Origin of the sequence: Acidisoma sp. S159, from assembly GCF_009766125.1 — a bacterium.
In the GTDB taxonomy this organism is placed as follows: Bacteria; Pseudomonadota; Alphaproteobacteria; order Acetobacterales; family Acetobacteraceae; genus Acidisoma.
This window is the reverse complement of the sequence record NZ_LMUG01000002.1, coordinates 275,947-298,686: the sequence shown is the minus strand read 5'-3', so window position 1 is coordinate 298,686 and position 22,740 is coordinate 275,947. Positions and strand designations below refer to the sequence as shown.

The window sequence follows — 22,740 nt, the reverse complement described above, 5'->3', positions numbered from 1 at the left end:
CCGCGAGCAAGGCGCGGCTCCCCCGCCTTCGCCGAAGATGACGTCGGCGGGCCGTTGCCAACGCCGGTTGATATTAGTGCACGCTTAACAAATCATGCCTAAATCCTTGGCGTTCCTTTGAATGCACAGGAGAGCAGGTTGGTCGAAATAGTCGGGGCGCGAAGCGGCGGGACGCAGGGTGGGATAGTTGCTCCCGATGGGGCGCGGTCGACCTTCGTCGTCCCACTCATGGCGACCAAGGCAGCTGCCTCGAACAAACTGCCAGGTCTTTTTACCCCGGACTATCTAAGCACACCGTGGTCGCGGCCAAATGACCAGGAGCGGCGGCTTCAGGCTTACAGCCCTACTGTGGAGCATATCGGCATATTCCTGTCTGCCATCCAGCAGTTTGCGCCGAAGAATTTGACGGGTGGGTGGCTCGACCGGATCAGCCGGGATCTTGTTTTGACGGGCGACAACCAAACCGTTCGAAAAGTGGAAAAGAGTAGTTCCAGGGCGCATATTTTTAAGTCAGACACCGACCATCTGTCGGTCTTCATTGCGAATCCGGCCGGAAACCTGAAGGTCACCTTCGGGACGACCCCCTCGGAGATCAACGACAAAGCGCCGATATTGCTAAGTCGGGCCCCGCCTCATGTTCAGCAAGCCGCCGCGGCGGCTCTCAAAGAGATGGCGGTCGCCTTGGCGCATCGCGCGGCATGAAGCGCCATCATGGAGACCGGGCAGCCTCTAGATAAACTGCCCGCGCAGGAAGCCGAGCGCAGGTAGCGGCCGCCAGGTCTTGGGAATATCGGCGCGGCGCATTTGTTCGACGCTGTAATTGGGCGGTGGCTGGCGGGACGAGCGAAGGAAGCTCTCATAGGCCCGCACTTGCTGCTCCCGCCAGGCGCGGTCAGCCAGAGCGGCGTCACGGCTGGTGAAGATTTCGGCAATCCGCCGGGTTCGCCCGACGCAAGCCACCACCGCCCAAAAGCGGTCTTCCCGCACGGCTGCGAGGCTGACGATCCCGTCCATTTGCTGACTGTGGCGACCCGCGGCTCCGACTGCAAGTACCTCCTCCACGAGGCGGAACGTCAGATATGGCGGTTTTCGTTGCCCGGCCCCATCGACTCGCGATATCGAGAATGGCAGGGAATGGAGATGTCCAATGCTGCACGCTGCGAGGCGCCTCTCGCGCCTCTTTCTGATCGCGGCCTTCCTGCTTGGCCCGCTCCTGCATGTACCGCTGGCAAGGGCGGCAACAACCGCCGCGCCGAGCCCGGAGCTCAAGAGCCTGCAGGGCATGGTCGACAATATGGGTTACACGACCACGCTTTCGCCGACCGCCGGCCATTTCTACATCAGCAGCGACAATAAAAATGTCGTCAGCATCGACTTCGCCTTGTCGGATGACAAATCCTATATTTGGATTTACACGCAGATCGAGACCTATACTGCGGAGCAGGTCGCGCAGCTCCCACTGATGAAACTTCTTGAGGCCAACGACAACAGCCCTGAATTCTTCTCGATTAATAACGATAGCGGGAAGATATCCCTCTACGTCCAAATCGCCTTCCCAGCACAGGGCGCCACGCCGAAAACCTTGCGCACGATCATCGACCATATCGGCTCGACAATCGACGACAATGCCGTGCTATGGGATCCAGCCCAGTGGAAGAAATGACCCGGTTCTGAAGGCCGCTCAGTCCAGCCGCGCGATGCGCTCCGCCAGTAGCGTAAAGAGCCTGTCATGCGCGAGGCCGGTGATGACCTGGCAGGTCGCCGGCAGCCCGCCCCGGTGTCGCTCGCTCACCGCGGCGATAGTCTGGCCACGGGTAAGAGGCGACTCGCACTCCACCGAAACGCGCGCCGCGACGCCCTCGAACAGACTGGGGTCGAGCAGATGCGCGATCACGCAGGGGTCGTGCAGGCACGCATCCTTGCGGCCATAGCTCCGTATCATGGCGATCGCCGCCCGGGCGCGCGGACCGCGCTCTGCCTCGACCCGTGCCATCCAATCCTCGGCAATGAGCGCCTTCCGCGTCACATCGAGCCCGAACATGGTCAGCGGCGCGCCGGCGGTGAGCACGATCTGCGCCGCATGGGGGTCGATCGCGAGATTGAACTCGGCGGCCGGCGTAGTATTGCCGGGCACGAAGGCAGCACCGCCCATGAAGACGATCTCCTTGATCAGCGGCGCAATGTCGGGCGCCTTGACCAAAGCGAGCGCGATATTCGTCAACGGCCCGAGCGGGCAAAGCGTGATCTCCCCCGGCGCCGCCCGCAGCCGATCGATCAAGACATCCACCGCATGCCCCGGCTCAGGTGGTCCGGCGGCCTCGGGCAACCCGATGTCGCCGAGGCCGTCGCCGCCATGGACGGAGCTACCCCGATCGGTCGGCGCCATGATGGGGCGGGCGCAGCCGGCATGGATGGGGATGTCGCCGCGCCCAGCGAGATCGCAGACGCGGCGGGCATTGGCGGTCGTCCGCGCCAGCGGCACATTGCCGATGACGGTGGTGATCGCCTCCACCCGGATCTCGGGCGAGGCGAAGGCCAGCAGCAGGGCGATCGCATCATCCACGCCGGGATCGCAGTCGATGATGACCCGGCGTGGCGTCACGTGCGCACCCGTAGTTCCGACGTCAGAACTGGCACGGCCAGGCTCAGTCGAGATAGGCGTTGGTGTAATAGGCCGATGCCGGCTTCACCTCTGGGATCTGCTTGGTATCGGCGAGCGCCTGCGCGATACCGAGCCACTGCGCGTCGGTCTGTTTCAGATAACCGTTGGGACCCTTGAGCAGCGGGATCGTCGCCTTCCAGCCGACGGCATTGTAATCCTTCGACCCGGCGCTCGGGTAAAGCTTGAGCAAATCGGCGATGGCTTGGTCCTGATGCGTTGTCGCCCAATCCATCGCCTTGGCCGTGGCACCTAGCCAGGCCTTCACCTGATCCGGATGCGCGGCGGCGAAGGTCTTGCTCACGGAATAATTCCACACGGGAATATCGGGCGCGCCCACCGCCGGACCCAGCAGCATCGTCGGCTCGACCTTCAATTGCGGCACCACATCCGCCAGAGCGTAATTGGAACAGTTGGTGGCGAGATCGATCTTCTTGTTGAGCAGTAGCGGAATATCGTCGTCCTGGGCGATGACTTGCTTGACGTCGTTCTCGGTCAGACCGGCTTTCTTCAGGACGAAGGGCATCATCGCCTTGGTCCAGCTATCGGTATAGATCGCGATCGTCTTGCCTTTGAGCTGCGTCATGTCGATCGGCTCGCCGGGGCGGCCGATCAGGCCCCAGTTGTTCGACTGGGAGAAGAAGCCGATCGAGATGATCGGCACGCCCTGCTGGGCCGCGAAGATGATATCCGTGGTGGCATCGAAGCCGACATCGCCCGCGCCCGAGGCCAGCATGCGCGCGGTGGTCGAGCTGTCGGGCGGAAAGGCCACCGACACGTCCAACCCGGCATCCTTGTAGAGGCCCTCGGCCTGGCCCACGGCGAGCGGCACCAACTCGAAATCGGCGGTCGGCCAGTCGAAGACGAAACGCACCTTTGCGAGATCGGCGGCGCGGGCAGCGCCCGGCGCGACGGCGGAAAGCGCCAGCATCATCGCACCGGTGGCGGCGCCCGCGGCGAGCAGTCGGGAGAAGCGACGGAGAGGTTTCATGTCAGGCCTTCTGCGGAGTGAGAGGAGGAACCGAGCCACCGAACCAGGCAGGCGCCGTCATGCGGCTGCGCCACGGCGTCGCAAGATGCTCCAGGATGAGCACGATGAGGAAGGAGCCGATGCCGATCGCGGTCAGCAGCAGCATCGCGCCATAGACGCCGGCGGTGTTCATCTGCGCATTGGCCGAGAGCAGATAAGTGCCGAGGCCGACCCGCGAACTGGCAGTCCATTCGCCGATCACCGCGCCCGTCACGGCATAGGAGGCGCCGATCTTCAGGCCGGAGAAAAGCGGCCCGATGCAGGCGGGCAGGCGCACGATGACGAAGGTGCGCAACCGCGTGCCGCCGAGCAGGCGGGCGAGGTTGATCTGGTCCTGATCGACGCTCGCCAGCCCGTCCAGAACATTGACCACGACTGGGAAGAACACGATCCAGGCGACGATGATGAGTTTCGGCGTGAGACCGAAGCCGAAAATAATCACCAGCGGCGCCGCGATGGCGACGATCGGCACCGCCTGAGATGTGATGAGCGCCGGATAGAGCAGGCGATGCACGATCCGGATCTGCGCCATGACCACGGCCAGCAGAAAGCCGATCACCGCGCCGGCGATATAGCCGTAGAAGGTCTCCGTCACCGTCTGCCAGGTCAGGCCCCGCATCTGCGCCGCATTGTCGCGAATGATGGCGAGCGCCGCACCCGGTGTCGGGATCACATAGGCGGGCAGGCCGGTGATCCAGAGCAGGACCTGCCAGCCCACGAAGATCAGCGCGATGGCGATGATCCACAAGCCGATATGGCGGCCGGCCGTGCGCCAGGGATGCTCCTCGTTCATGCCGGAAGCTCGGCCGCTGCGGGGACGCCGTGCAACGTTTTCTCGGAATAAAGCATGTCCATGATCTGCCGCTTGGTCTCGACGAAGACCGGGGAAGTCAGCACATCCATGGCGCGCGGGCGAGGGATCTCGACTTGCAGGATCTTGGCGATCCGGCCCGGCCGCGGCTGCATGAGCACGATGCGGTCGGCCAGGAAGATCGCCTCGTCCACATCATGCGTCACGAACATCACGGTGCGGCTGAGCTCCTTCCAGACCTGGAGCAGCCATTGCTGCATGCCGATGCGGGTCTGGCTATCGAGCGCACCGAATGGCTCATCCAGCAGCATCACCTCGCGTCCCGCCGCGATGGTGCGCATCAATGCCACCCGCTGCCGCATGCCGCCCGACAAGGCACGCGGAAAATGCCGCAGGAAGTCACCCAGCCCGTAGCGCCGGGCGAGTTCAGCGGCCTTCGCCCGATCCTCCCGCGTCGCGCCATGGGTCAGCGAGGCGCCGAGGGTGATATTGCCGAGCACGGTGCGCCAGGGCAGCAGCAGATCCTTCTGGAGCATATAGCCGACCTCACCGGGCCGCCCGGCGATATCCCGGCCGTCGAGGAGGATGCGGCCCTCGGTGATCTTGAGGAGACCAGAAACCGCATTGAACAGCGTGCTCTTGCCGCAGCCCGAGGCACCGAGGATGCAGACGAACTCGCCGTGCCGGATATCGAGATTCACATCCTGCAGCGCGCGGAAGCTCCCGAAACTATGGGAGAGATGCTGGACGGAAAGCTTGACGCCGGTCTGGCTCACGGGTGTCGGCGCGGTCCGGTGGGCATTATCGACGGCTCTCCCCTTGCGCGGACGCACCCGGTCGGCAAGGGTGCAACCTCAATGCAACACTGAGCAAGCTGCCGGGAAGTAGTGGGCCTGGCAAGTCGCCCGAGGAAGCCCGACCGTCCTGCTATTCCGCCTTCATGGTGAGAGCAGCCAGAACCGGTGGCCCACCCTTGGCCTGGACTTCGGTGGCACAGCCAGAGACATGCGTGCCTATGGTTTCCGGCGTGATTGAGCCGCGCTCTCGCCCTGATTTCGCGCGGCGCGGGGTGAGGGAAACCGCGTCGCTTTCCCCCTCGGCGACCGTGCCGTTGCCGGAGAAAGGTTTAGCTATCGGTAGCTATTGTTAGTGCAAGTTGCGCGCTGCCGCCTCTGTTCTGGAGATAACATGAAAATAAAACGTGACATCAACTTGCCACCGGCGCCGCGCCATGTGGACGCCATGTTCAATCTTCGACCGCCCTTGCCGCATAATCCGCGCGTTCCGGCGACGGCGGAGCAGAGAGTACAGTTCAATGCTTTGAATACGAGCTCCGTGCTTTCGCTGCTGCGCGTGGGAACGGGGCGCCCGCTAGTTTTCGCGCCGTAATAGGGACCTGGCATTTCATCGCGAAGTCGGACGGCGGATATATTCTCCAGCCAGAGCATGCCCTAGGAAAGATCAATGGGTTGGATGTTACGGGAGCGGATGACACCTCCTGGGACGGCATGCCGCTCGCGCAGTCGGGCGTCTCCTTCGATCTTCTACTTAAGGTGATGGAGGGCGCCCTACAAAGGCTCAACAATCCGACAGGACTCGGTTGAACCAGGAGTTCCGCGCGCGGCCGTCTGGCCGCTCGCGGCGGAGCGGGTTAGTCTAGGCCCTATGACACGCCCCATCATAATCGCGCCCTCCATCCTTTCCGCCGATTTCGGGCGTATCGCCGAGGAATCAGCGGCCATCGCGGAGGCGGGCGGGGATTGGCTGCATCTGGATGTGATGGACGGGTCCTTCGTCCCCAATATCAGCTTCGGTCCGGCGGTGGTCGCGGCCGTGCGGAAGGTGACCGATAAGCCGCTCGACGTTCATCTGATGATTTCCGACCCCGACAGCTATATCGCGGCCTTTGCCGAGGCCGGGGCCAATCGCATGACGGTGCATGTCGAGGCGGTGCGTCACCTCAACCGCACGCTCGCCGCCATTCGCGGGCTTGGCTGCAAGGCCGGTGTCGCGATCAATCCGGCAACCTCGGAGGAAGCTGTGCGGTATAGCGTCGATGCCGCCGATCTGGTGCTCGTCATGAGCGTCAATCCGGGTTTCGGCGGGCAGAGTTTTCTTCCGTTCGTTGTCGACAAGATCCGCCGGGTGCGGGCGCTGCTCGGCGACCGGCCGGTCGAGATCGAGGTTGACGGCGGGGTGACGCCGGTCACGGCGGAGCAGGTGGTCGCAGCTGGGGCGAATGCCTTGGTGGCCGGGTCGTCGGCTTTCGCCGGTGGGGCTGGTGCCTATCGGGCGAATATCGATGCCTTGCGTGCGGGGGCGGAGCGGGGGCGCCGCTAAGGAGGCCGGTTGGATACCCGCCCGGCGGATGCAGCCGTCCCCACCATCATCACCTCTCCAACGTCATTCTCGGCGAAGGCCGAGGATCCACGCTTACTTTTGGCGGCGACGGTGAAGGCGTGGCTGCTCGGCCTTCGCCGAGCATGACGAATCGTCTGGGCGATGATCCTTCGTCGCCCACATTTCGCAATTTTCGGTAAACAAGCTCGGCGCGGCAGCGTTGTGCAAAGAGCCGCGCCGCGAGGGGCCGCCATGGGCTAGGCAGCGGCGCCATGGTCCGTCGGAGAGGTTGCTTTGACCGCGCGTTGTACGCTCCAGGATCTCCAGAAGATGAAGGCGGCGGGCGAGCGTATCGCCATGCTCACCGCTTACGACCATGCTTCGGCAATCATGGCGGGTCGCGCGGGTGTTCCTGTGCTGCTGGTCGGGGATTCGCTCGGCATGGTGGTGCATGGTCATGAAACGACGCTGCCGGTCACGCTCGACGATATGGTCCGGCACGCGGCTTCCGTCGTCAGAGCTGGCACCAATGCGCTGATCGTCGGCGATCTTCCCTTTCTGACCTATGCGACCCCGGCTGACGCCGTACATGCCGCTCGGCGCTTGATGCAGGAGGGCGGCGTGCAGGCGGTGAAGCTGGAGGGCGGCGGCACGATCGCGCGCACGGTTCGTCACCTTTGCGAACTTGGCGTGCCGGTCATGGGACATCTCGGTTTCACGCCGCAGGCGCAGCATCAGCTCGGCATTCGTGTGCAGGCGAAGCAAGCGGCCGACGCTCGCCGCTTGCTTGAGGATGCGTTGTTGCTGGAGGCGGCGGGCGCCTTCGCGATTGTGCTCGAACTGGTGCCGGCGCCGCTGGCGGCCGAGGTGACGCGGCGGCTTCGCATTCCGACGATCGGGATCGGCGCGGGCGCAGGCTGTGACGGGCAGGTGCAGGTCTGGCACGATCTGCTTGGTTAGCTTGACCGCGCGCCGCCGCGACACGCCAAGCCCTATGCCCAGATCGGGCAGGCCGTCGAGACGGCGATCCGCGCCTATGTCGATGAGGTCCGGAGCGGCGCTTTTCCGACGGCAAGCCAAAGTTCCGGGATGGATCCCAGTGAGCTCGCGCGAGCGCTGACCGCCGTGGACGGGTGCCAGCGATGACCATGCAAGTTTGCAGCACGATCGCGGAGCTTAGCGCGGTCCGCGCGAGATTTCGCACAGTTGGACTGGTGCCGACGATGGGCAGCTTGCACGAGGGCCATCTCAGCCTGGTGCGGCAGGCCAAGGCCGCTTGCGATGCCGTCGCCGTCAGCATCTTCGTCAATCCTGCGCAATTCGGCGCGAGTGAGGATCTTGCTTGCTATCCACGGAACCTCGCGCGCGACCTCAATCTCCTTGAAGCTGAAGGCGCCGACTTGGTTTTCACCCCGGAGCCGAGCGAGATCTATCCGCCGCGCTTCGCCTTTCGCGTCGATGTGGGAGAGTTGGGCGAGCGGCTGGAAGGCGTGGAGCGGCCGGGGCATTTCTCGGCAGTGGCGACCGTCGTGCTCAAGCTGTTCAATATCTTTCAGCCTAGCGTTGCATGGTTCGGGCAGAAGGATGCGCAACAATGCGCCGTCATCCGCCGCCTGGCGCGCGACTTCGACCTGCCGCTGCGTATCGAGATCGGTGAGACGATCCGCGAGGCGGATGGCCTCCCGATGTCGAGCCGCAACATTCGTCTGAATGCCACGGAGCGTCAGGCCGCGAAGGTGATGGTCCAGGCACTTGGAGCGGCAAGAGCGGCTTTCGCGGGCGGGGAGCGGAACGGCGATGTTTTGCGCGAGACCATGCGCCGCGTCGTCGCATTCGAACCGGCCGCGCGCCTCTCCTATGCCAGCATTGCCGATGGGGAGACGCTGCAGGAACTGAAGCGAGCCGATGCGGAGGCGCTGGCTTTGCTGGCCCTGCAGATCGGCGCGACCCGGCTCATCGACAATGCCTCGCTGCGGGTCGCGGAGATGCCGACCACTGACTGATCATGCTCACATAAACATATGTTTATGTGAGCATGATGGCACTTAGCCGAGCGCCAGAAGCGTGCCGCTGACGAGATTTAGCAGTATCTTGCCGCCGACCACGATCGGCGCCCAGTCGGGAGCCGATGGCAGGTCGATACTGTTCGTGACCCGTCCCGTTGTCGGATCCACCGTGATGAGCGTCTCCTCTGAACTCGCGAGGATAAGGGAGCCGCCGCCGATCACTGGCCCCTGCCAGAAGATCGGCCCCCGCGCCTTCTTCGGATTCTTGAAGGCTGGCAATTGCATCGCCCATTTCACGGCGCCCGAATCCACGTGGATGGCACCGAGCTTCTGATCCGTGCTGAGCTGGAACACCCAGTCGCCGGCGACGAAGGGCGTCTCCTGGGTGGCGAAGTCCTTCTCCCAGAGTCTTCGGCCGGAGGGCAGGTCGAGGCTGAGGACGAGGCCGCCGAGACTGCCCGCGAAGACGCGGCCCTGATCGATCACCGGCATCCCGGCAATCGCCGAGAGCTGCGACAGGCTGGGATCGGTAGAGCCGAGATTGTCCGTCCAAAGGACATCGCCCGTATCGGCGGCGATCGCCACGAGGTCGCCGGAGCCGAAGCCCGCCACAACGATATTGTTCGCGAAGGCGGGCGCGGGCAGGCCGAGCAGCGTGGTCTGCGGAGTCCGGGCCTGATGGGTCCAGATCGTCTTGCCGGTTTTAGCGTCGAGACCGAGGATCGCGCTGCCGGCGGTGCTCACGAAGATGCTGCCGCCCGCGATGGTCGGGCCGCTGCGCGCCGGGCTGCCGAGGGGCTGCCGCCATTTCAGCGCGCCGGTCTTGGCGTCGAAGCAGATGATCTCGCCGAGGCCGGTCGCGGCATAGATATGGCCGTCATCATAGCCGATGCCGCCGCCGATATTGGTGCTGCGCGAGCCCTTCGGACGGATCGACGAGTGCCACAGCATGCCGCCATCGACCAATGAGAAGGCGCGCACGTCGCCCGTGGCGCTCATCGTGAAAGCGAGGCCATTGGCGGCGATCGGGCCGCAGGGAATGCGGTGACGATAGCCCGTGCCCTCGCCGATATCGGCGGTCCAGAGGCGGTTGAGGGTATTGGCGACGGGCTGGTTGCCCGGGTCATGCGCGGCATTGCCGCCTTGCTGGGCCCAGGAAAAGCCCGAGGCGGGGGCGGGCAGGGTGACCGCGCTGTTCAAGGTGGGGTCGGCGACGAGGCCATTGGCGACCGGCTGCACGTCGTAGCGCTTGCCGGGCAGAGGGGGGCCATCATCGCCGCCGATGAAGCCGCAAGCCGCCAAGGCAAGTGGCAGCCCGAGCGTGGCGCGGCGGGTGAGTGCCGCGACGGAGCCTGGGCGGGACTGGCGCGTCATCCTGTCTCGCATCGTTTCGTCCGTCATCCTTTGGCTCCAGCCAGCGCCTGCGCGAGGGCACCGGCCAAGCGCCGCATGTCGTCGGGCGTCGTCACGTCATCGGCAAGTGTTTGGAACCGCTTGGCGGCAGCCGCGCGGTTGCCCTGTCGCAGGTCGAGCAGTGCCAGATCCTGGAGCGCCATCGGGCGCCAGGCGCTGTCATCGGATGCAAGCGGCTGGAGGCGCGCCTGGATCAGGGAGGGCTCGGCGGTATCCAGCGCATGCGAGGCCCAGCCGAGGATCGCGACCTGACGCAGCACAGGATTCACCGAGTCGTCGCTCATCAGCCGATTCCAGATGGCATTTGCCTGGTCGAGCTTGCCAGCATCGGCGAGCAGGCTCGCCTGGTTGAGGCGGGCGAGGGTGGCGTAGCCTTCCGGCGAGGTTTCCGCGACGGTGCTGAAGCGAGCGGCCAGCGCCTGACGGTCCCCGGAGGAGCCGCTTTGCCCTGCCGCGTTCATCACGCTCAGAAATGCGCTCGCCGCCGCGGCGTCGCGCTGCCGCACATGCCAGAGCCAGGCCTGCCAGAGGCCGACACAGACGACGATGGCGACGGCAAGGCCAAGAAAGGCGATCGCATAGCGCCGCGCGAAACGGCCCACGCGTTCGGCCCGAAGATCCTCATCGACCTCGTCGAAAATATCGACCACGTCGCCCCCTTATTTTGACGGGGGCGGACCATAGCGGCGGGGCCCGGCGAGGGCAAACCGCCGGGACGATCCTCCCGTTATGAGACAGCGGCTTACGGGCGGGGTAGAAGACTGGCGGCCGGGACAGGGGATGCGTATGGCGCCGACTGCCTATGATTTCAGCTTCGACACGCTGGCAGGCCAGCCCTATCCGCTCGCAGCTTTGCGGGGGCGGCCGCTGCTGGTCGTCAATACCGCGTCCCAATGTGGCTTCACGCCGCAATATGCCGGGTTGGAGGCGCTTTGGCGGGCGCGGCAGGCACAGGGGCTCGTCGTTATCGGCGTGCCTTGCGATGATTTCGGTCATCAGGAGCCGGGAGACGCGGCCGACATCGGCGCCTTTTGCGAGAAAAATTTTGGCGTGAGCTTTCCGATAATGACAAAGGTCCATGTTCGCGGCGACGAACGCCATCCATTCTTCGGCTGGCTGGCTGAGACGGGCGGTGTGCTCTCCCGCCCGCGCTGGAACTTCTACAAATACCTCATCGGCGCCGATGGCCGTCTCGCCACCTGGTTCGCGAGCCTCACCAAGCCCGAGTCGGCGAAGCTTCAGCGCGCCGTGAATCGCGTGACGCGCGTCTGACGGGGTGTCGCGCTAGAGCGATCCCTTGCCGAAATTGGCGAAGGTCTGGCGGTCCTTGTTGTCGCGCATGAGCGACGAGAAGCTCGGGATAATCTCGAAGCCGAGGCCCTGGGGGACGCCGGTATCCTCGTCGGCTGTGATCTTGTTGTAGGGCGCGCCGGAGATCTTTTCCCACTTTCCGGCAGGTTTCTTGGCTTCCAGGTTAACCAGCGTTGCCTTGAAGACCATGCGAACGATCGCCTCTTTCGGGGCGGAGGGCTTAGTCAGGCTCGGGCAGCCGGCGATGATCTGCCAGCCATTCGCCAAAGCCCATTTGGTGAGCTCTTCGCGGTCCAATGGGCGTTCCTCCGGTCGGGAGCCGTCGTCCTAGGTGGAAGTGCCACGGGTCGCAAGCGGCTCAGTTCCGGCCCGTCAGAACCGCCAGTTCGCGCTAAGTACCGGGCCGACGGTCCACTCGTTCCAGGATTTGCCGGATAGATTGCTCGAGCGGCGTTCAAAGCCGATTTGCAACGCGATCTGAGGTGCCCCGAAGCGTTGTTGCCGCGCAAAGCCATCGCTGCCGAAGAGAGCTGTGGAGGGGTCGTAGGCGATTGTCAGAAGTGGCTCGACTTCAAAATCACGCCGTGGTGTCGTGCCGGCGCTGGCTGGCGGCACGTCGAACCATCGCTCCCTGATGCTCGCGAGAAGCGAGACGCTCCAATTGGGCGAGGGCACATAGGTAATCGAGGGTACCGCATAGAGCGCGACCGAGTCCGGTCCGGGCACGCGCAGCCGCCGCTGAACATAGAGGCGGAATCCCAGGCTCCAGACGGCGGCGACCTGGCTATTCGCGCTGATCGGCAGGCCGCGAAAGTTGCCCGAGAAATTGAAAACTCTGCCCAATCCGACGACAACGTCGTTCCTTGTATAGGTCCAGGTCGAGAAGGTTCCCTGGAACCCCATAGTTCCCTTGTACCAAAAGAACGGCGACCAGGCTTGATCATTGGCTTTATCCTTGTAGGAGACCATGAATCGGGCAGAAGTCTGGTCGCCTCCCGCCTGCGGCTCCGCGCCATATCGATCGGTATTGGCCCGCAGCCTGACGCTGAACGCCAGAGGTGCCGATTGCAGATTCTTGCGCCACCCCAATTCGGCTTCGGGGTCAGCTTCCATGGAAGACGGTCCGTCGGACTGCAACTCGTTCGGGTTTGAGTCGTAGAAGATCGGCAGGTTTGCCCGGAAGGTGAAATCGCGCAGCGTGATCGGGATAGGCTGGGAGGCGACGTCGCGCGCATATGCCGCTTCTTGCGCGGCGTCGACAGCGTCTTCCTGTTCGTCGATCCGATCCGACCTGCTGTCCTGCGCCTCGGCACGCGATTCGCTCGTGCTGTTCTGAGCCATCGCGGATCTCGCCGATACGGGCGCCGCGACCGCGAGCAGGATCGCGCCGCCGAATAGGATGCGCCTTGCCCTTGGATTTGCGGAAGATTGGCCCGAGATCGTCAGCATTCCCGAGGCCCCGGTCTCGTCGGACCACGTGACCCCGCCAGTTCCGCCTTCTGCGAATCGGCCGCCGGCCATGCCAAATCTGCGTCGCGCGGCTGATAAGATGTTGTTTTGACTAGCATTTAGCGTAACACCCATTGTGATTAGATCGCCTGGGCGGATGTCAGCCTATAAGCCATATGATCCTTCGATGCTCGCTTGGTAGTCTAAGCGAAGTCAGGCGTCTTTGATCAGCATCTCCGCGATCTGAAAGGAGTGCCGATGGGTCTCTCCAAAGTCACAGACAGGCTGCGAGGTGAAGGCATGATCGCTGACCCACCGCCAGATCTGACAGCTGTAAACCGGTCGCTTGAGCGAGACTGGCTGGTGGCCGCTCCAGTTTCGCGAGGCGCTAGCGCGGTGAGAAGCGACGGGGCTTGTGGTGATAGCGTCGCTGCCCCACAGGACCGCGAGCGCCTGATGACGCCCGTCGTCTTCAATAATTGCTTTGGCTGGCTGCATTCGAGCCAAGCGAGTGCGGCCAGCGATGTCGCGGTGCTGCTGTGTCCTGGCCTCAATCGGGATGCTCTGGACGCGCATTACCCGTTGCGCCTTCTGGCGGATGAATTCGCGGCTGCGGGCTATCTCGCGATGCGGTTCGACTATCCGGGAACCGGCGATTCCTGTGACCTCGCCGATATCGATGGCGAGCCTGGAGATTATTGGGCCGCCTGGCAGCAAAGTGTAGCCGCGGCTGCGGATTGGCTGCGCGGCTCGACCGGAGCGCGGCGGCTGGTGTTTTGCGGGCTCCGCTTTGGCGCGCTCCTCGCCACGTTGGCGGCCGAACAGCGAGACGATGCGGCCGGGCTGATTCTTCTGGCGCCCGTGCTGCGTGGCCGCTCGTATATGCGGCAGTTGAGCGTCGAAGCGCAGCTGCAAAGCGGTGCGGCCGAATCCTCAAGTTATACCTTGGACTTTCAGGAACTTCGTTTCAGCGCTGAGACGGTTGCCGCGATCAGCCAAGCGGATCTGCGGCAAGTCCGGCTGATGAATGGATGCGAGGTCGGCGTCTTCTCCCAGTCGGATTCGAGCCTGCTGAGCGATTGCGCGGAGGCCTGGAAGCGAGGCGGCGCCAAGGTCACTTGCGCCAGCTTCGAGACGCTGGAGCCGATGCTGCACCATAACATTCAGGGTGAGGGCCAGCCGTCGGATTTTTCCGCAATTGTTGATTGGATCCGGCAGGCTGTGCCAGTGGGGAAAGTCTCCCTCCCTGAAATTGCCTCGCGCAGAGCCATTCTCTCGCAACCCGGATGGGTCGAGGAGCCCCTCCGCTTCGGTGAGGGCGATCGGTTATTCGGCATGCTATGCCGCCCCGACACCCGTGCCGGTGATATGGCGGTCATCATCACCAATACAGGAGTCGATCCCCATTACGGCTTCGCGCGGTTCGGCGCGGAATTTGCGAGGCGCCTGGCGGTCGCCGGTATTGTGTCGCTGCGGCTGGACTTTTCCGGACTCGGCGACAGCCTGGGCGTTCCGGGCAAGGAAGAAGTGGTAAGTTCGATTTTCGAGAGCGACCGCCTGCTCGATATCAGAGCGGCCGCCGATGCGCTTGAAAGTCTGGGCTATCACCGGTTGGCGATGCAGGGACTGTGCTCGGGCGCCTATCATGCTTTGCGAGGTGCCGTGGCCGACCCGAGAATCGAAATACTCATGCTAGTGAACATGCCAGTGTTTCATTGGCGCAACGGCGACACGATCGAATTCGTTGCCCACAAGCACGCCACGAGCGATTATCTCCGCAAGCTGCGCAGCCTGGAAACTTGGAAGCAGCTCCTGCTAGGCAAGTTCAACGTGCGCGGCATCATCCATGCGCAGCGCGAGCGGCTGTTCGAGCGTATTGGGGCGGTGGCGTCAAATGCACTCCGAAAACTTGGTTTGGCCGTTTCGCAAAATCCGGCGCATTGCGCCATGGCGGCCTTGTCGCGCCGCCATGCCAAGACCTTGTTGCTCTATGCCGCGAATGACGGCGGTCTCGATGTATTCGAGCAGCATTTCGGTCGTGGCGGAACCGGGCTGCGGGCTTTTCAGGGCGCCTCCCTGGAGATTGTGCAGGGGATCGATCACTCGCTCAGCGGCCGCGGGATGCGGCGAACCGTGGCGCAGTTGATGATTGCCTTCGTGGCGGCCTCTCTCGGCACCTGACGGCTACCGACGCCGATAAAAACAATAAAAGGAGGTAGGTTTGGAGAATCTTACGCCGGCGCCGTTCGTCGATGCGCTGCTCGGCTATCAGCAAACGGCAGCGCTTTATGCCGCTGTGAAACTTGATCTGTTCAGCCTGGTCTGCGCGGGCACCGACACCGCCGAGGGCATTGCCGCCGCCAGCGGCGCCGCGCCACGCGGTGTGCGTATCCTCGCCGACTACCTCACCATTCGCGGGTTTCTGGAAAAATCGGGGCAGCACTATCAACCCGCACCGGTCACACGCGCGTTTCTCGACCGAGCTTCACCTAGTTGCATGAGCGGGATCGTTGATTTCCTGGCATCGCGTGAGATGCTGGGGATCTATTTGGACGACCCAGTGTCGTACGTGCGCAACGGTGGTTCGCCGGGCCTCGGGAATATTGCTCCGGACAACTCGGTATGGGTCACTTTCGCCGAAGCGATGGGGCCTTTCATGGGCGGGCAGGCCAATCTGGTTGCCGAGCATGTTGGGGCGTGGAACGACAGACCTCGCCGGGTGCTCGACGTCGCGGCGGGTCACGGGCTGTTCGGAATTGCGGTCGCCAAGGCGATTCCGGATGCAGAGATTACCGCTGTCGATTGGCCGGCCGTACTCGAAGTGGCGAGCGCCAACGCGCGGCGAGCCGGTTTGGACGTTCGCTATCATCTCTGCCCCGGTAACGCCTTCGACGTGGATTGGGGGACCGGCTTCGACCTCGTGATGTTGCCCAATTTCCTCCATCATTTCGATCACGACGGCTGCGTCGCCATCTTGCGCCGTGTGCGCGCAAGCCTGGCGCCCGGCGGCCGTACCTTGGCGGTGGAATTTGTGCCGAACGATGATCGCGTGTCACCGCCGATGCCCGGGATGTTCTCCTTCATGATGCTCGCATCCACGCCGAGCGGAGACGCCTACACGCATGCGGAGTTGGAGGCGATGGGCCGCGACGCCGGCTATTCCAGCGTCACGGTGGCGCCGCTTCTGCCAACGCCTCAGACCCTGGCGGAATTCATCTGAATTCAGGCGGACGGGGAGGGGATTGCCATCAAGCCGGCACGACCCCTTCGCGTTACGCCGGAACGACAGAGACGGGAGCCTCCGCCTTCTGGAGGGAATGCAGATATCCCTCCCTGATCTTGGCTCCTTCGTCGTCATAAACGAAAGGCAGGAAAGCATAGCGGCTGCCGCTCGTGATCTTCGAAACGGCGTGAAGGATGTTGCAAGGAAACACGACTACCCATCCCGGGCGCGCCTTGTAGCCGCGTGGATTATATTCTGGGAAACGCACTTCGCCGCCCTCAAAATCATCGTTCAGGTTGATCGACAGTGCAAAACGCCGATGGGCGGTGATGGGCTGCGTATTGTCGCGGTGGGGCGTGAAATGGCCGCCATCCTCGGCCGCATAGCATCCCACCAGATATCGTTCCATGCGGGTTATGTTCATGAAAAACACACGGCGAATTTCGGGCAACACCCGCCGCACGATACGGGCCTGCGCTTGCTGGATTAAATCGGTATCCGTGAGCAGGAAGTCCCGCCGACTTTTCATGGCGCGATCGAGCACGCCGGTATTGTTCCGCATGACGCCGCTTTCTTCTCCACCATCAGCCTTGTACAGATCGATGAGATGGCGGCAGAAAGCCGGCTCGAAAACATTCGGCAGGATGAGAACGGGCGCGGGAACCTCGAAGCCGGCAAAGGCGGCCGGGGCGGGTAGACCACTCAGAAAAGCAAATAGATTCTTGTGCTCGGTATCCTCGGCTGAGATCGGAAAGACTGCCAAGACGTGGAGAGTCGGATCGACAATTAGCCAGAATCGCCTATACTGCGTCATCGCGCCGAAGGCCTCGTTTTGGGGAGCGGCACCGCATAGCCGGCTGACGGTTCCGTCGAAATCCCACATGAAGCGAACACCGGGCTTGGCGTCCTTCACGCGGCCGGATGTTTCATCCTCGGGATCGATGCTGATGCCGAAGAAACTCGCGCGCTGGTCGTTGAAGAATGCGCGGTGTCTCAGCATGGCGTCGATGGCACTCTTCCCGACGGGGTTTGCGGCCGATCCATAGAAGCAAAGCACGAGGTAGCGGCCGGCGTAGTTCTGGTAGGAGAATTTCGGCAGTTCCGCGGTTCTCTGAACGAATTCGGGGGCGCGGTCGCCAGTCTCCAAGCGCACGAAAGACGGGGCGGCGATTGCTTGGTCGTTCATGGCGCCTTGGTGCTCCTACTCCGCTTGGTCGATTATCCGAGGGAGCGGAGGGGCGCAACAGACCCGGGTGCTGGGCCATCAGGCGGGCGATACTTCATGTGTGACAAATTGTTTCCTGGGTTGGTTGGGTAGTACCCAGGAAGCCATAATGAAGGCTAGCCCCAGAACAGTAAACCCCGCCAGGCAAAAGCGGGGTTTACTGCAGCGAGAGAGGCGAATTTTCGACGTCAGGCAGTTTAGGTGAGGCCCTGGACGCCGCGGGCACGTTAGGCTCGGACACTATCAGCGGAGAAATTTCGGCTTCCGCTGCCGCGTAAGTGACCAAGAATTGGCATGCGGCGATCGGCTCCGCAATTATCCCTTGTGACGGCGCCGATCGGCCGAACCGCCGGACGGCGTAGTCGCCCGGGATCCGGCGCCGAAGTTCTTCAGGCCACGATCGTGCGCGGAACCCAGGAGAAGGCGCAGTCCTCCAGGTGGCTGAATTCCTGCGGACTGATGCCCCAGAGGTTGACGCTGCTAGGATCGCCGGGCGCTCGGCTGAGGGCTGCATGGGGAACAAATGGCGCGCCCATCGCATAGTCCAACAGGGTCGGCTCCTTCTTTTCGCCGAAGAAGGGAAAGAGGTAATAGGCGTGTTCCTGAACGATCTTGTCCCAGGCATCGGGATAGGTGATCGTCCCGAGCAGCTCACGCTGCGCCGAATAGAGATTTCGCGTTGCCACGCTTGAGCGACCTCAGGCTGCGAGGGGTTGGCGTCTCCTACAATGGGCGATGGAGAAGTGTCATCTTCACCAAAAGTGACCTTTGGTGCAGGTCGCCCGCTTGCCCTTGCGACCGAGCCGGCGAATGAAGCTGGCGGCCGGTAAATTCGTGAGACCGGCAAATTGACGCTGGGCCGGCTCTGCAACCTATGCGATAATTCCGCTGGTATATGCGCGCGTAATAGTCAAACCGGTTGATATTGGAACTCCAATGAAATCTTTTGTTTTAACTCTTCTATTATCCTCTGGGCTTGCAGCCTTCTCCTCGGCGGCACTGGCGCAGACGATGATGCAGGCCTGTGGCCCGGATATTCAGCGCCTCTGCTCACATGTTGGGCCGGGCCATATCAAGCAGTGCATGAAGAAGCACATGAGGGAACTTTCGCCCGTCTGCGTAGGGACACTGGTGAAGATGAAACAAGGAATGTCTCAATAATCATCGAGACTTTCCGGCAGGGGTTGCGCCTTTTTGTGGCGCAACCCGCCTGTGTCGCGTTGTTGTTTACCGGTACCAGTAGTAGTGGGGATGATGGTAGTAGCCAGGCCCGTAGCCGTAGCCTGGCGGCCCGTAATAGCAACCCGCGACTGAGACGGCGAGGGCCACTAGGAGTAGAATAGGCGTTAAGCGACGCATGCTGCGCTCTCCTGTGACAAGGGCTCTGGGCTGTTGGGATCGATCAGATATCACCCGCGAGCCGAATCCTGTCACTTCAAGAACGTGTTAGGCCTGGACCCGGCCGAAACTGGCGTTCCGCGGGCGTATGCTCATGCCGGCTTGCCGAGGATGGCGAGCGCTGCCTGCGAGCGACGCGATGTGCGGGCGAGCCAGCCGACTCCACTGGTACCGAAATTGGGCAGGCTGCGGTAATAGGCGTTTTGCGCATCGCCGAGTGCGAGGCTGATAACTGCGGCGCGCTGCCGCGGTTGCGCCGCCACCGCAGCGAGGGTGATGGGACCAACCCAGCCATCCCGCACCACCCCGAGACGCTGTTGCAGAAGCAGCATATCGCTTGCGTTGAGGGAGCGGGCGAGGGTCGGCAGGTCCAGCGTCGCGAGGCTCCTTAAGGTGCGGGAGCCGATGGATCCGTCCTCCGTCACACCCAGAAGCTTCTGGAGAAGCCTCGCGGAGGTGCCGACATCCGTGTCCCAGCCGAAGTCGAAGCACATGAGATCGAGGCCGGATGGCAGGTCATCGCATCGCAGCGGCTCCCAGTAGCGGCTGCGCGCCATCCCGTTCAGCACGCTCTCGGGCAGGGTCTTCATCCAGTCGGCGGTAACGACAACGCCTGGATCGGTTTCCGCCATGTAGGCGATCGTCGCCGGTGCGCTGCAGCCCAGGTTGCTCCCAATAAGCTCGCCCTTGCCGGTGACTCCCGTCGACCAGTTTCCGCTTTTCTGAGGGTCGGCGTTGTAGCCGGATGCCTCGGACTTGGCGAAGGCGGTAGCGAGCGTGAAGTTGTGGGCAGCCATTCAAACATCCTCCATCGGGGAGCAGTTCATCAGGGCGCGCCATCCCGCGAGCCACGGGATCGGCCGTTGGATGAGCATATCGGAAAGACGAGGCTTGGGTTGATAATGTGCTGTCCCGTGCACGCTCAGGCACACGATGACCACGGGTCGAATAGTTGCTGACGCTTTAAAGCTACAATTGAAACGCATAGCTTACATCTGAAGCCATTATTCTGAGCATGGCTTCCATCGGTTAACAGGACTTCTGCTGCGCCGCAGCAATCGTAAATTTAGCTCGACGGGATGCAACGACGATTGCGGTGTTGGTTCCGCGCTGGCCGCCATGAGACGACCGGCTACTGACTTGGAGAGCATTGTTATGAAGAATTTTCTGATGGCGGCGGTGGCCGCGGTGTCGCTCGGCATGACCGGCGCCGCAATGGCGAGCCAGCCCATGATGCGCCACTCGGTGGATCAGCAGGCCCGCAACGACCAAGTGGCTCCGCAGCAGCGGCCCGCTTACCTCGCAAGCAACGGCGCCCAGGGCAACAGCAGCGTGCTGCCCAGCCAGCGCCCGGCCTATCTGAGCTGGCTGCCCAGCCAGCGCCCGGACTACCTCGCGTAATCTTCGCCACGATGGGCCGGTCGAAAGACCGGCTTTTTCGTGTTCGGTAGGGTGAGTAGTGGTTTCCTGAATAGCAAGACTGGACAGCGCGATCCGGTAAGTGACGTGGGCTCCTGCGCAGAGGACTTCGCTAACGGAAAAACATCGAGATCACGATCGTCAGCGCAACGCCAAATAGCGCGACTACTACAGCGATGAGCCCGCCGATGCCTCTTACCGCGGGCCACGGCTCAGGGGGCGCCGCTAGGGTTGGAGGAGCCGCACTGATGGTGCTTGGCGCCGATGGCACCGAGACCCGGACGCCGAGCGGGGCGGACTTCCTTACAACCCAGATGCCCTCGCCATCTGCTGGCAGTTCTGGCGGTTTCCCGACTACCCAGAGGCCTGTGTCATCCGCCATCAGTGCCCCTCCCGCCAGGTCATCGCTCTGTAACAATATCAAACGTGGATTGGCCTTGTCGACCGATCGCCTCTGCCGCCGGCTAACACTGGCTGTCGTCGGCAGCGTGTAGGCAATCGTTTTCGCCTTATCGATCGCTCCAAAAAGCTACCCGCCGGAGGGCGTGGCGCACTGTGGCAAAGGCGCTACGGGCCAATACGTGAAACACCAAGATTATTTGAAGTCGGTCGTACGTCCATGCACACTCGCGTGCGATCCCTTGCCGTAGATCGTCGTTGCCTGAGCGCCGTTGGCCAGCAGGAAGTGACCGTCTTGCGCAGTCTGCGGCATGTCCGGCGATAAACGGCTGAAGAACGCAGGATGACAATTTCGGGTCGCATCGCTATCATTCCGCCTAAGCAACGGAGGGATAGATGCGGTCCTTCGGCATCCTCGGCCTTGCCTTGGCGGTTTCCTGCGCGATTCCCGCGCTGGCGGATGAACAACTCATTCCTCTGGCTCAAAGCGGCTCTTGGGCAGCCGTCGAGCATCGTCCTTCGATGACGGATCCACCCGATGTCTGCCTGGCATCAGTGATAAACGGCGCAATGGCGCTGAGATCGGACGGCACCACCGTGGAACTTCGCTCCGGCAATGACTCATGGTCGTTACCCGATGGTGTCCAAGGCTCGATAAGCTTTACCGTGAACGGGAACACCTATTCTTTCGATATTGTGTCAAACACGGACACAATGGTCTCGGCTGATGTCGATGCTGACAAAGTGCAGCCGATTCTCGACGACATGGCGAAGGCTTCCAGTTTGACTTTGACCATCGGAAAGGCGAAGCCAATTTCCGTGTCGCTGTCAGGAAGCTCCAAGGCACTGAACGCCTTCAGGACCTGCGCAGGGATAGGCGGAGGCGCTGCGGGTGGCGGGACAAATCCATTTCAATGACCGTGTATGCCCGACGAGCTAGGCCGGGGGAAGCGTGCCTACCGACCGAAGCGTTTCGAGGGGATGGTGAAGTGGACCCGGTTATCAACTTCTGGGCTCAACGAAACCCATGGTAGCGGCGGACGGATTTGAACCGCCGACCAAGAGATTATGATTCTCCTGCTCTACCGCTGAGCTACGCCGCCACGGATGGGTCATGCCGGGCGTGCCGGCATGCGGTGGGAGGCGATAGCGCCGGCTTATGGGCGGCGTCAACCCGTCCCGACGGCGAAGCGGCCCGCAGACTCAGACCTTGGCGGGGCGGCCGGGGTAATCGTCATCCACCTGGAAAGGGAAGGGGCCGGGGAAGCGCTCGACATAGGCGGTATGGCTCGCGATGCCGCCATCCGGCTGCAACTGGTGCAGAAGGAATGCCGGCGGCTCCAGCACCATCGCATCCAGGCCGACAGGGGTAAGGTCGAGCCAGGACTGATGCACCACCGCCGGCGCCACAAGCACGATGGCGCCGCCGAGCCGGCCCACGACGGCGCGGTGATGGTGTCCGGTGAGAATGCGCTCGACCTGGTTGTGCCGCGCTAGAACCTCGCCGAGCGCCGCAGTGTCGCGCAAATGAATGCGGTCCATGCCGACGGAGCCGGTCAGCATCGGGGGATGATGCAGCACCAGGATCGTCGGCCGGTCCGGCGCCGCGCTAAGGCTGCGGTCGAGAAAGTCCAGACGGCCGCCGTCGAGCAGGCCATGACCCGCCTCCGCGACGACCGAGTCGAGCATCACCAGGCGGATCGGGTAGTCCTCGACGACATATTGGACGAAAGGCTCGTCGGAGGTGACGCCGGGCATATCGGCGAGACCAGTGCGAAAATTCTCTCGGCGGTCGTGATTTCCGGGCACCACGAAAACCGGCATGGTCAGGTAGCGGCGCAGCAGCGTCACCGCCATCCGATATTCTTCCGGCCGGCCGCTTTCGGTGATATCGCCCGAGATCACAACGACATCCGGCACGGGGCGCATCGCCGCCAGAGTCAACAAGGCACGCTCGACGAGCATATTCGTGTCGATGATGCGTGAGGCCAGTTCGCCGCGCGGACGAATATGCAGGTCCGAGAGCTGGGCGATCAGCATGCGAAAGTCCTTCGGGA

28 protein-coding genes, 1 tRNA gene and 1 pseudogene are annotated in these 22,740 nt (G+C 62.9%); 14 read left to right on the top strand and 16 right to left on the bottom strand.

All coding sequences use genetic code 11. From position 1 onward, the window contains the following. Positions 1-228: 228 nt before the first annotated feature. A complete protein-coding gene (locus tag GSQ92_RS01600; RefSeq protein WP_158805580.1) occupies positions 229-702 on the top strand; it encodes a hypothetical protein in 474 nt (157 codons plus the stop codon). Positions 703-729: 27 nt separating this feature from the next. Here the strand turns inward: GSQ92_RS01600 and GSQ92_RS01595 are convergent, their stop codons facing one another. Continuing rightward, positions 730-1,014, bottom strand: a complete 285-nt coding sequence (locus GSQ92_RS01595; RefSeq protein ID WP_158805581.1) for a hypothetical protein — start codon at positions 1,012-1,014, stop codon at positions 730-732. A gap of 133 nt (positions 1,015-1,147) precedes the next feature. On the opposite strand from GSQ92_RS01595, the gene GSQ92_RS01590 reads away from it, so the two are divergent. Beyond that, positions 1,148-1,663 (top strand): hypothetical protein, encoded by a 516-nt coding sequence (locus tag GSQ92_RS01590; RefSeq protein WP_158805582.1) that lies wholly within the window; start codon positions 1,148-1,150, stop codon positions 1,661-1,663. An 18-nt stretch (positions 1,664-1,681) separates the two neighbouring features. On the opposite strand, the gene GSQ92_RS01585 is transcribed toward GSQ92_RS01590, so the two are convergent. The 4 genes from GSQ92_RS01585 to GSQ92_RS01570 are packed head-to-tail and all read right to left on the bottom strand — an operon-like array spanning position 1,682 to position 5,276. Continuing rightward, entirely contained in the window at positions 1,682-2,602 is a 921-nt protein-coding gene (locus GSQ92_RS01585) for a nucleoside hydrolase (RefSeq protein ID WP_158805583.1), read from the bottom strand. A gap of 43 nt (positions 2,603-2,645) precedes the next feature. Beyond that, positions 2,646-3,650: an ABC transporter substrate-binding protein gene (locus tag GSQ92_RS01580; RefSeq protein ID WP_158805584.1), complete on the bottom strand. Its 1,005-nt coding sequence runs from the start codon at positions 3,648-3,650 to the stop codon at positions 2,646-2,648. Position 3,651: 1 nt separating this feature from the next. Next, positions 3,652-4,482, bottom strand: coding sequence for an ABC transporter permease (locus GSQ92_RS01575; protein ID WP_158805585.1), 831 nt, complete (start codon positions 4,480-4,482; stop codon positions 3,652-3,654). Next, positions 4,479-5,276 (bottom strand): ABC transporter ATP-binding protein, encoded by a 798-nt coding sequence (locus GSQ92_RS01570; protein WP_158805586.1) that lies wholly within the window; start codon positions 5,274-5,276, stop codon positions 4,479-4,481. The genes GSQ92_RS01575 and GSQ92_RS01570 overlap by 4 nt, the downstream gene beginning before the upstream one ends. A gap of 412 nt (positions 5,277-5,688) precedes the next feature. On the opposite strand from GSQ92_RS01570, the gene GSQ92_RS01565 reads away from it, so the two are divergent. The 6 genes and pseudogenes from GSQ92_RS01565 to panC all read left to right on the top strand — a co-directional run bounded on the left by GSQ92_RS01565 (position 5,689) and on the right by panC (position 8,843). Then, positions 5,689-5,889, top strand: coding sequence for a hypothetical protein (locus GSQ92_RS01565; protein ID WP_158805587.1), 201 nt, complete (start codon positions 5,689-5,691; stop codon positions 5,887-5,889). A gap of 80 nt (positions 5,890-5,969) precedes the next feature. Then, positions 5,970-6,104, top strand: coding sequence for a hypothetical protein (locus tag GSQ92_RS31360; protein ID WP_256367064.1), 135 nt, complete (start codon positions 5,970-5,972; stop codon positions 6,102-6,104). Positions 6,105-6,165: 61 nt separating this feature from the next. Continuing rightward, complete coding sequence (rpe, locus tag GSQ92_RS01560) at positions 6,166-6,840, top strand: ribulose-phosphate 3-epimerase (RefSeq protein WP_158805588.1); 675 nt, start codon at positions 6,166-6,168, stop codon at positions 6,838-6,840. Positions 6,841-6,849: 9 nt separating this feature from the next. Continuing rightward, complete coding sequence (locus GSQ92_RS01555; RefSeq protein ID WP_158805589.1) at positions 6,850-6,987, top strand: hypothetical protein; 138 nt, start codon at positions 6,850-6,852, stop codon at positions 6,985-6,987. 147 nt (positions 6,988-7,134) lie between these two features. Next, positions 7,135-7,986, top strand: a pseudogene (gene panB / locus GSQ92_RS01550) (3-methyl-2-oxobutanoate hydroxymethyltransferase). Then, positions 7,983-8,843 (top strand): pantoate--beta-alanine ligase, encoded by an 861-nt coding sequence (gene panC, locus GSQ92_RS01545; protein ID WP_254065896.1) that lies wholly within the window; start codon positions 7,983-7,985, stop codon positions 8,841-8,843. Before panB ends, panC begins: the two are co-directional and overlap by 4 nt. A gap of 42 nt (positions 8,844-8,885) precedes the next feature. Here panC and GSQ92_RS01540 read toward each other — a convergent pair whose 3' ends face one another. Next, the gene (locus GSQ92_RS01540; protein WP_158805591.1) at positions 8,886-10,247 is read right to left on the bottom strand and encodes a PQQ-binding-like beta-propeller repeat protein; all 1,362 of its coding nucleotides are present in this window, start codon (positions 10,245-10,247) and stop codon (positions 8,886-8,888) included. Then, on the bottom strand, positions 10,244-10,909 hold the full coding sequence (locus tag GSQ92_RS01535) for a tetratricopeptide repeat protein (protein WP_158805592.1): 666 nt from the start codon (positions 10,907-10,909) through the stop codon (positions 10,244-10,246). The genes GSQ92_RS01540 and GSQ92_RS01535 overlap by 4 nt, the downstream gene beginning before the upstream one ends. Before the next feature lie 136 nt (positions 10,910-11,045). On the opposite strand from GSQ92_RS01535, the gene GSQ92_RS01530 reads away from it, so the two are divergent. Continuing rightward, complete coding sequence (locus GSQ92_RS01530) at positions 11,046-11,531, top strand: glutathione peroxidase (protein ID WP_158805689.1); 486 nt, start codon at positions 11,046-11,048, stop codon at positions 11,529-11,531. A 12-nt stretch (positions 11,532-11,543) separates the two neighbouring features. Here the strand turns inward: GSQ92_RS01530 and GSQ92_RS01525 are convergent, their stop codons facing one another. Then, entirely contained in the window at positions 11,544-11,867 is a 324-nt protein-coding gene (locus GSQ92_RS01525) for a hypothetical protein (RefSeq protein WP_158805593.1), read from the bottom strand. Between the two features lie 75 nt (positions 11,868-11,942). Continuing rightward, positions 11,943-13,091, bottom strand: a complete 1,149-nt coding sequence (locus GSQ92_RS01520; RefSeq protein WP_158805594.1) for a hypothetical protein — start codon at positions 13,089-13,091, stop codon at positions 11,943-11,945. A 384-nt stretch (positions 13,092-13,475) separates the two neighbouring features. On the opposite strand from GSQ92_RS01520, the gene GSQ92_RS01515 reads away from it, so the two are divergent. Together GSQ92_RS01515 and GSQ92_RS01510 are read left to right on the top strand one after the other, a co-directional pair. Beyond that, positions 13,476-15,200: a serine aminopeptidase domain-containing protein gene (locus GSQ92_RS01515; protein ID WP_158805595.1), complete on the top strand. Its 1,725-nt coding sequence runs from the start codon at positions 13,476-13,478 to the stop codon at positions 15,198-15,200. A 40-nt stretch (positions 15,201-15,240) separates the two neighbouring features. After that, on the top strand, positions 15,241-16,239 hold the full coding sequence (locus GSQ92_RS01510) for a class I SAM-dependent methyltransferase (protein ID WP_158805596.1): 999 nt from the start codon (positions 15,241-15,243) through the stop codon (positions 16,237-16,239). Between the two features lie 52 nt (positions 16,240-16,291). On the opposite strand, the gene GSQ92_RS01505 is transcribed toward GSQ92_RS01510, so the two are convergent. Further along, entirely contained in the window at positions 16,292-17,428 is a 1,137-nt protein-coding gene (locus GSQ92_RS01505; RefSeq protein ID WP_158805597.1) for a redoxin domain-containing protein, read from the bottom strand. Between the two features lie 428 nt (positions 17,429-17,856). Continuing rightward, positions 17,857-18,153, bottom strand: coding sequence for a hypothetical protein (locus GSQ92_RS01500; RefSeq protein WP_158805598.1), 297 nt, complete (start codon positions 18,151-18,153; stop codon positions 17,857-17,859). Positions 18,154-18,403: 250 nt separating this feature from the next. On the opposite strand from GSQ92_RS01500, the gene GSQ92_RS01495 reads away from it, so the two are divergent. After that, complete coding sequence (locus tag GSQ92_RS01495; protein ID WP_158805599.1) at positions 18,404-18,628, top strand: cysteine rich repeat-containing protein; 225 nt, start codon at positions 18,404-18,406, stop codon at positions 18,626-18,628. Positions 18,629-18,694: 66 nt separating this feature from the next. Here the strand turns inward: GSQ92_RS01495 and GSQ92_RS31355 are convergent, their stop codons facing one another. Continuing rightward, the gene (locus tag GSQ92_RS31355) at positions 18,695-18,826 is read right to left on the bottom strand and encodes a hypothetical protein (protein WP_256367063.1); all 132 of its coding nucleotides are present in this window, start codon (positions 18,824-18,826) and stop codon (positions 18,695-18,697) included. Positions 18,827-18,957: 131 nt separating this feature from the next. Further along, complete coding sequence (locus tag GSQ92_RS01490; protein WP_158805600.1) at positions 18,958-19,662, bottom strand: glycosyl hydrolase 108 family protein; 705 nt, start codon at positions 19,660-19,662, stop codon at positions 18,958-18,960. 358 nt (positions 19,663-20,020) lie between these two features. On the opposite strand from GSQ92_RS01490, the gene GSQ92_RS01485 reads away from it, so the two are divergent. Beyond that, positions 20,021-20,266, top strand: coding sequence for a hypothetical protein (locus GSQ92_RS01485; protein WP_158805601.1), 246 nt, complete (start codon positions 20,021-20,023; stop codon positions 20,264-20,266). A 130-nt stretch (positions 20,267-20,396) separates the two neighbouring features. Here GSQ92_RS01485 and GSQ92_RS01480 read toward each other — a convergent pair whose 3' ends face one another. Next, on the bottom strand, positions 20,397-20,666 hold the full coding sequence (locus GSQ92_RS01480; protein WP_158805602.1) for a hypothetical protein: 270 nt from the start codon (positions 20,664-20,666) through the stop codon (positions 20,397-20,399). Between the two features lie 443 nt (positions 20,667-21,109). Here GSQ92_RS01480 and GSQ92_RS01475 point away from each other — a divergent pair, with 443 nt between their 5' ends. Next, positions 21,110-21,601, top strand: coding sequence for a hypothetical protein (locus tag GSQ92_RS01475; protein WP_216850563.1), 492 nt, complete (start codon positions 21,110-21,112; stop codon positions 21,599-21,601). 110 nt (positions 21,602-21,711) lie between these two features. On the opposite strand, the gene GSQ92_RS01470 is transcribed toward GSQ92_RS01475, so the two are convergent. Together GSQ92_RS01470 and GSQ92_RS01465 are read right to left on the bottom strand one after the other, a co-directional pair. Continuing rightward, positions 21,712-21,786, bottom strand: a tRNA-Met gene (locus tag GSQ92_RS01470). A gap of 100 nt (positions 21,787-21,886) precedes the next feature. Continuing rightward, the gene (locus tag GSQ92_RS01465) at positions 21,887-22,723 is read right to left on the bottom strand and encodes a phosphodiesterase (RefSeq protein ID WP_158805604.1); all 837 of its coding nucleotides are present in this window, start codon (positions 22,721-22,723) and stop codon (positions 21,887-21,889) included. Positions 22,724-22,740 lie beyond the last annotated feature (17 nt).

Excerpts from the sequence above, each read along its gene's own strand:
- GSQ92_RS01600 (WP_158805580.1), top strand. The coding sequence starts at position 229 with ATGGCGACCAAGGCAGCTGCCTCGAACAAACTGCCAGGTCTTTTTACC.
- GSQ92_RS01595 (WP_158805581.1), bottom strand. The coding sequence starts at position 1,014 with ATGGACGGGATCGTCAGCCTCGCAGCCGTGCGGGAAGACCGCTTTTGG.
- GSQ92_RS01590 (WP_158805582.1), top strand. The coding sequence starts at position 1,148 with ATGCTGCACGCTGCGAGGCGCCTCTCGCGCCTCTTTCTGATCGCGGCC.
- GSQ92_RS01580 (WP_158805584.1), bottom strand. The coding sequence starts at position 3,650 with ATGAAACCTCTCCGTCGCTTCTCCCGACTGCTCGCCGCGGGCGCCGCC.
- GSQ92_RS01575 (WP_158805585.1), bottom strand. The coding sequence starts at position 4,482 with ATGAACGAGGAGCATCCCTGGCGCACGGCCGGCCGCCATATCGGCTTG.
- GSQ92_RS01565 (WP_158805587.1), top strand. The coding sequence starts at position 5,689 with ATGAAAATAAAACGTGACATCAACTTGCCACCGGCGCCGCGCCATGTG.
- rpe (WP_158805588.1), top strand. The coding sequence starts at position 6,166 with ATGACACGCCCCATCATAATCGCGCCCTCCATCCTTTCCGCCGATTTC.
- panC (WP_254065896.1), top strand. The coding sequence starts at position 7,983 with ATGACCATGCAAGTTTGCAGCACGATCGCGGAGCTTAGCGCGGTCCGC.
- GSQ92_RS01540 (WP_158805591.1), bottom strand. The coding sequence starts at position 10,247 with ATGACGGACGAAACGATGCGAGACAGGATGACGCGCCAGTCCCGCCCA.
- GSQ92_RS01530 (WP_158805689.1), top strand. The coding sequence starts at position 11,046 with ATGGCGCCGACTGCCTATGATTTCAGCTTCGACACGCTGGCAGGCCAG.
- GSQ92_RS01520 (WP_158805594.1), bottom strand. The coding sequence starts at position 13,091 with ATGGCCGGCGGCCGATTCGCAGAAGGCGGAACTGGCGGGGTCACGTGG.
- GSQ92_RS01515 (WP_158805595.1), top strand. The coding sequence starts at position 13,476 with ATGACGCCCGTCGTCTTCAATAATTGCTTTGGCTGGCTGCATTCGAGC.
- GSQ92_RS01505 (WP_158805597.1), bottom strand. The coding sequence starts at position 17,428 with ATGAACGACCAAGCAATCGCCGCCCCGTCTTTCGTGCGCTTGGAGACT.
- GSQ92_RS01495 (WP_158805599.1), top strand. The coding sequence starts at position 18,404 with ATGAAATCTTTTGTTTTAACTCTTCTATTATCCTCTGGGCTTGCAGCC.
- GSQ92_RS31355 (WP_256367063.1), bottom strand. The coding sequence starts at position 18,826 with ATGCGTCGCTTAACGCCTATTCTACTCCTAGTGGCCCTCGCCGTCTCA.
- GSQ92_RS01490 (WP_158805600.1), bottom strand. The coding sequence starts at position 19,662 with ATGGCTGCCCACAACTTCACGCTCGCTACCGCCTTCGCCAAGTCCGAG.
- GSQ92_RS01485 (WP_158805601.1), top strand. The coding sequence starts at position 20,021 with ATGAAGAATTTTCTGATGGCGGCGGTGGCCGCGGTGTCGCTCGGCATG.
- GSQ92_RS01480 (WP_158805602.1), bottom strand. The coding sequence starts at position 20,666 with ATGGCGGATGACACAGGCCTCTGGGTAGTCGGGAAACCGCCAGAACTG.
- GSQ92_RS01465 (WP_158805604.1), bottom strand. The coding sequence starts at position 22,723 with ATGCTGATCGCCCAGCTCTCGGACCTGCATATTCGTCCGCGCGGCGAA.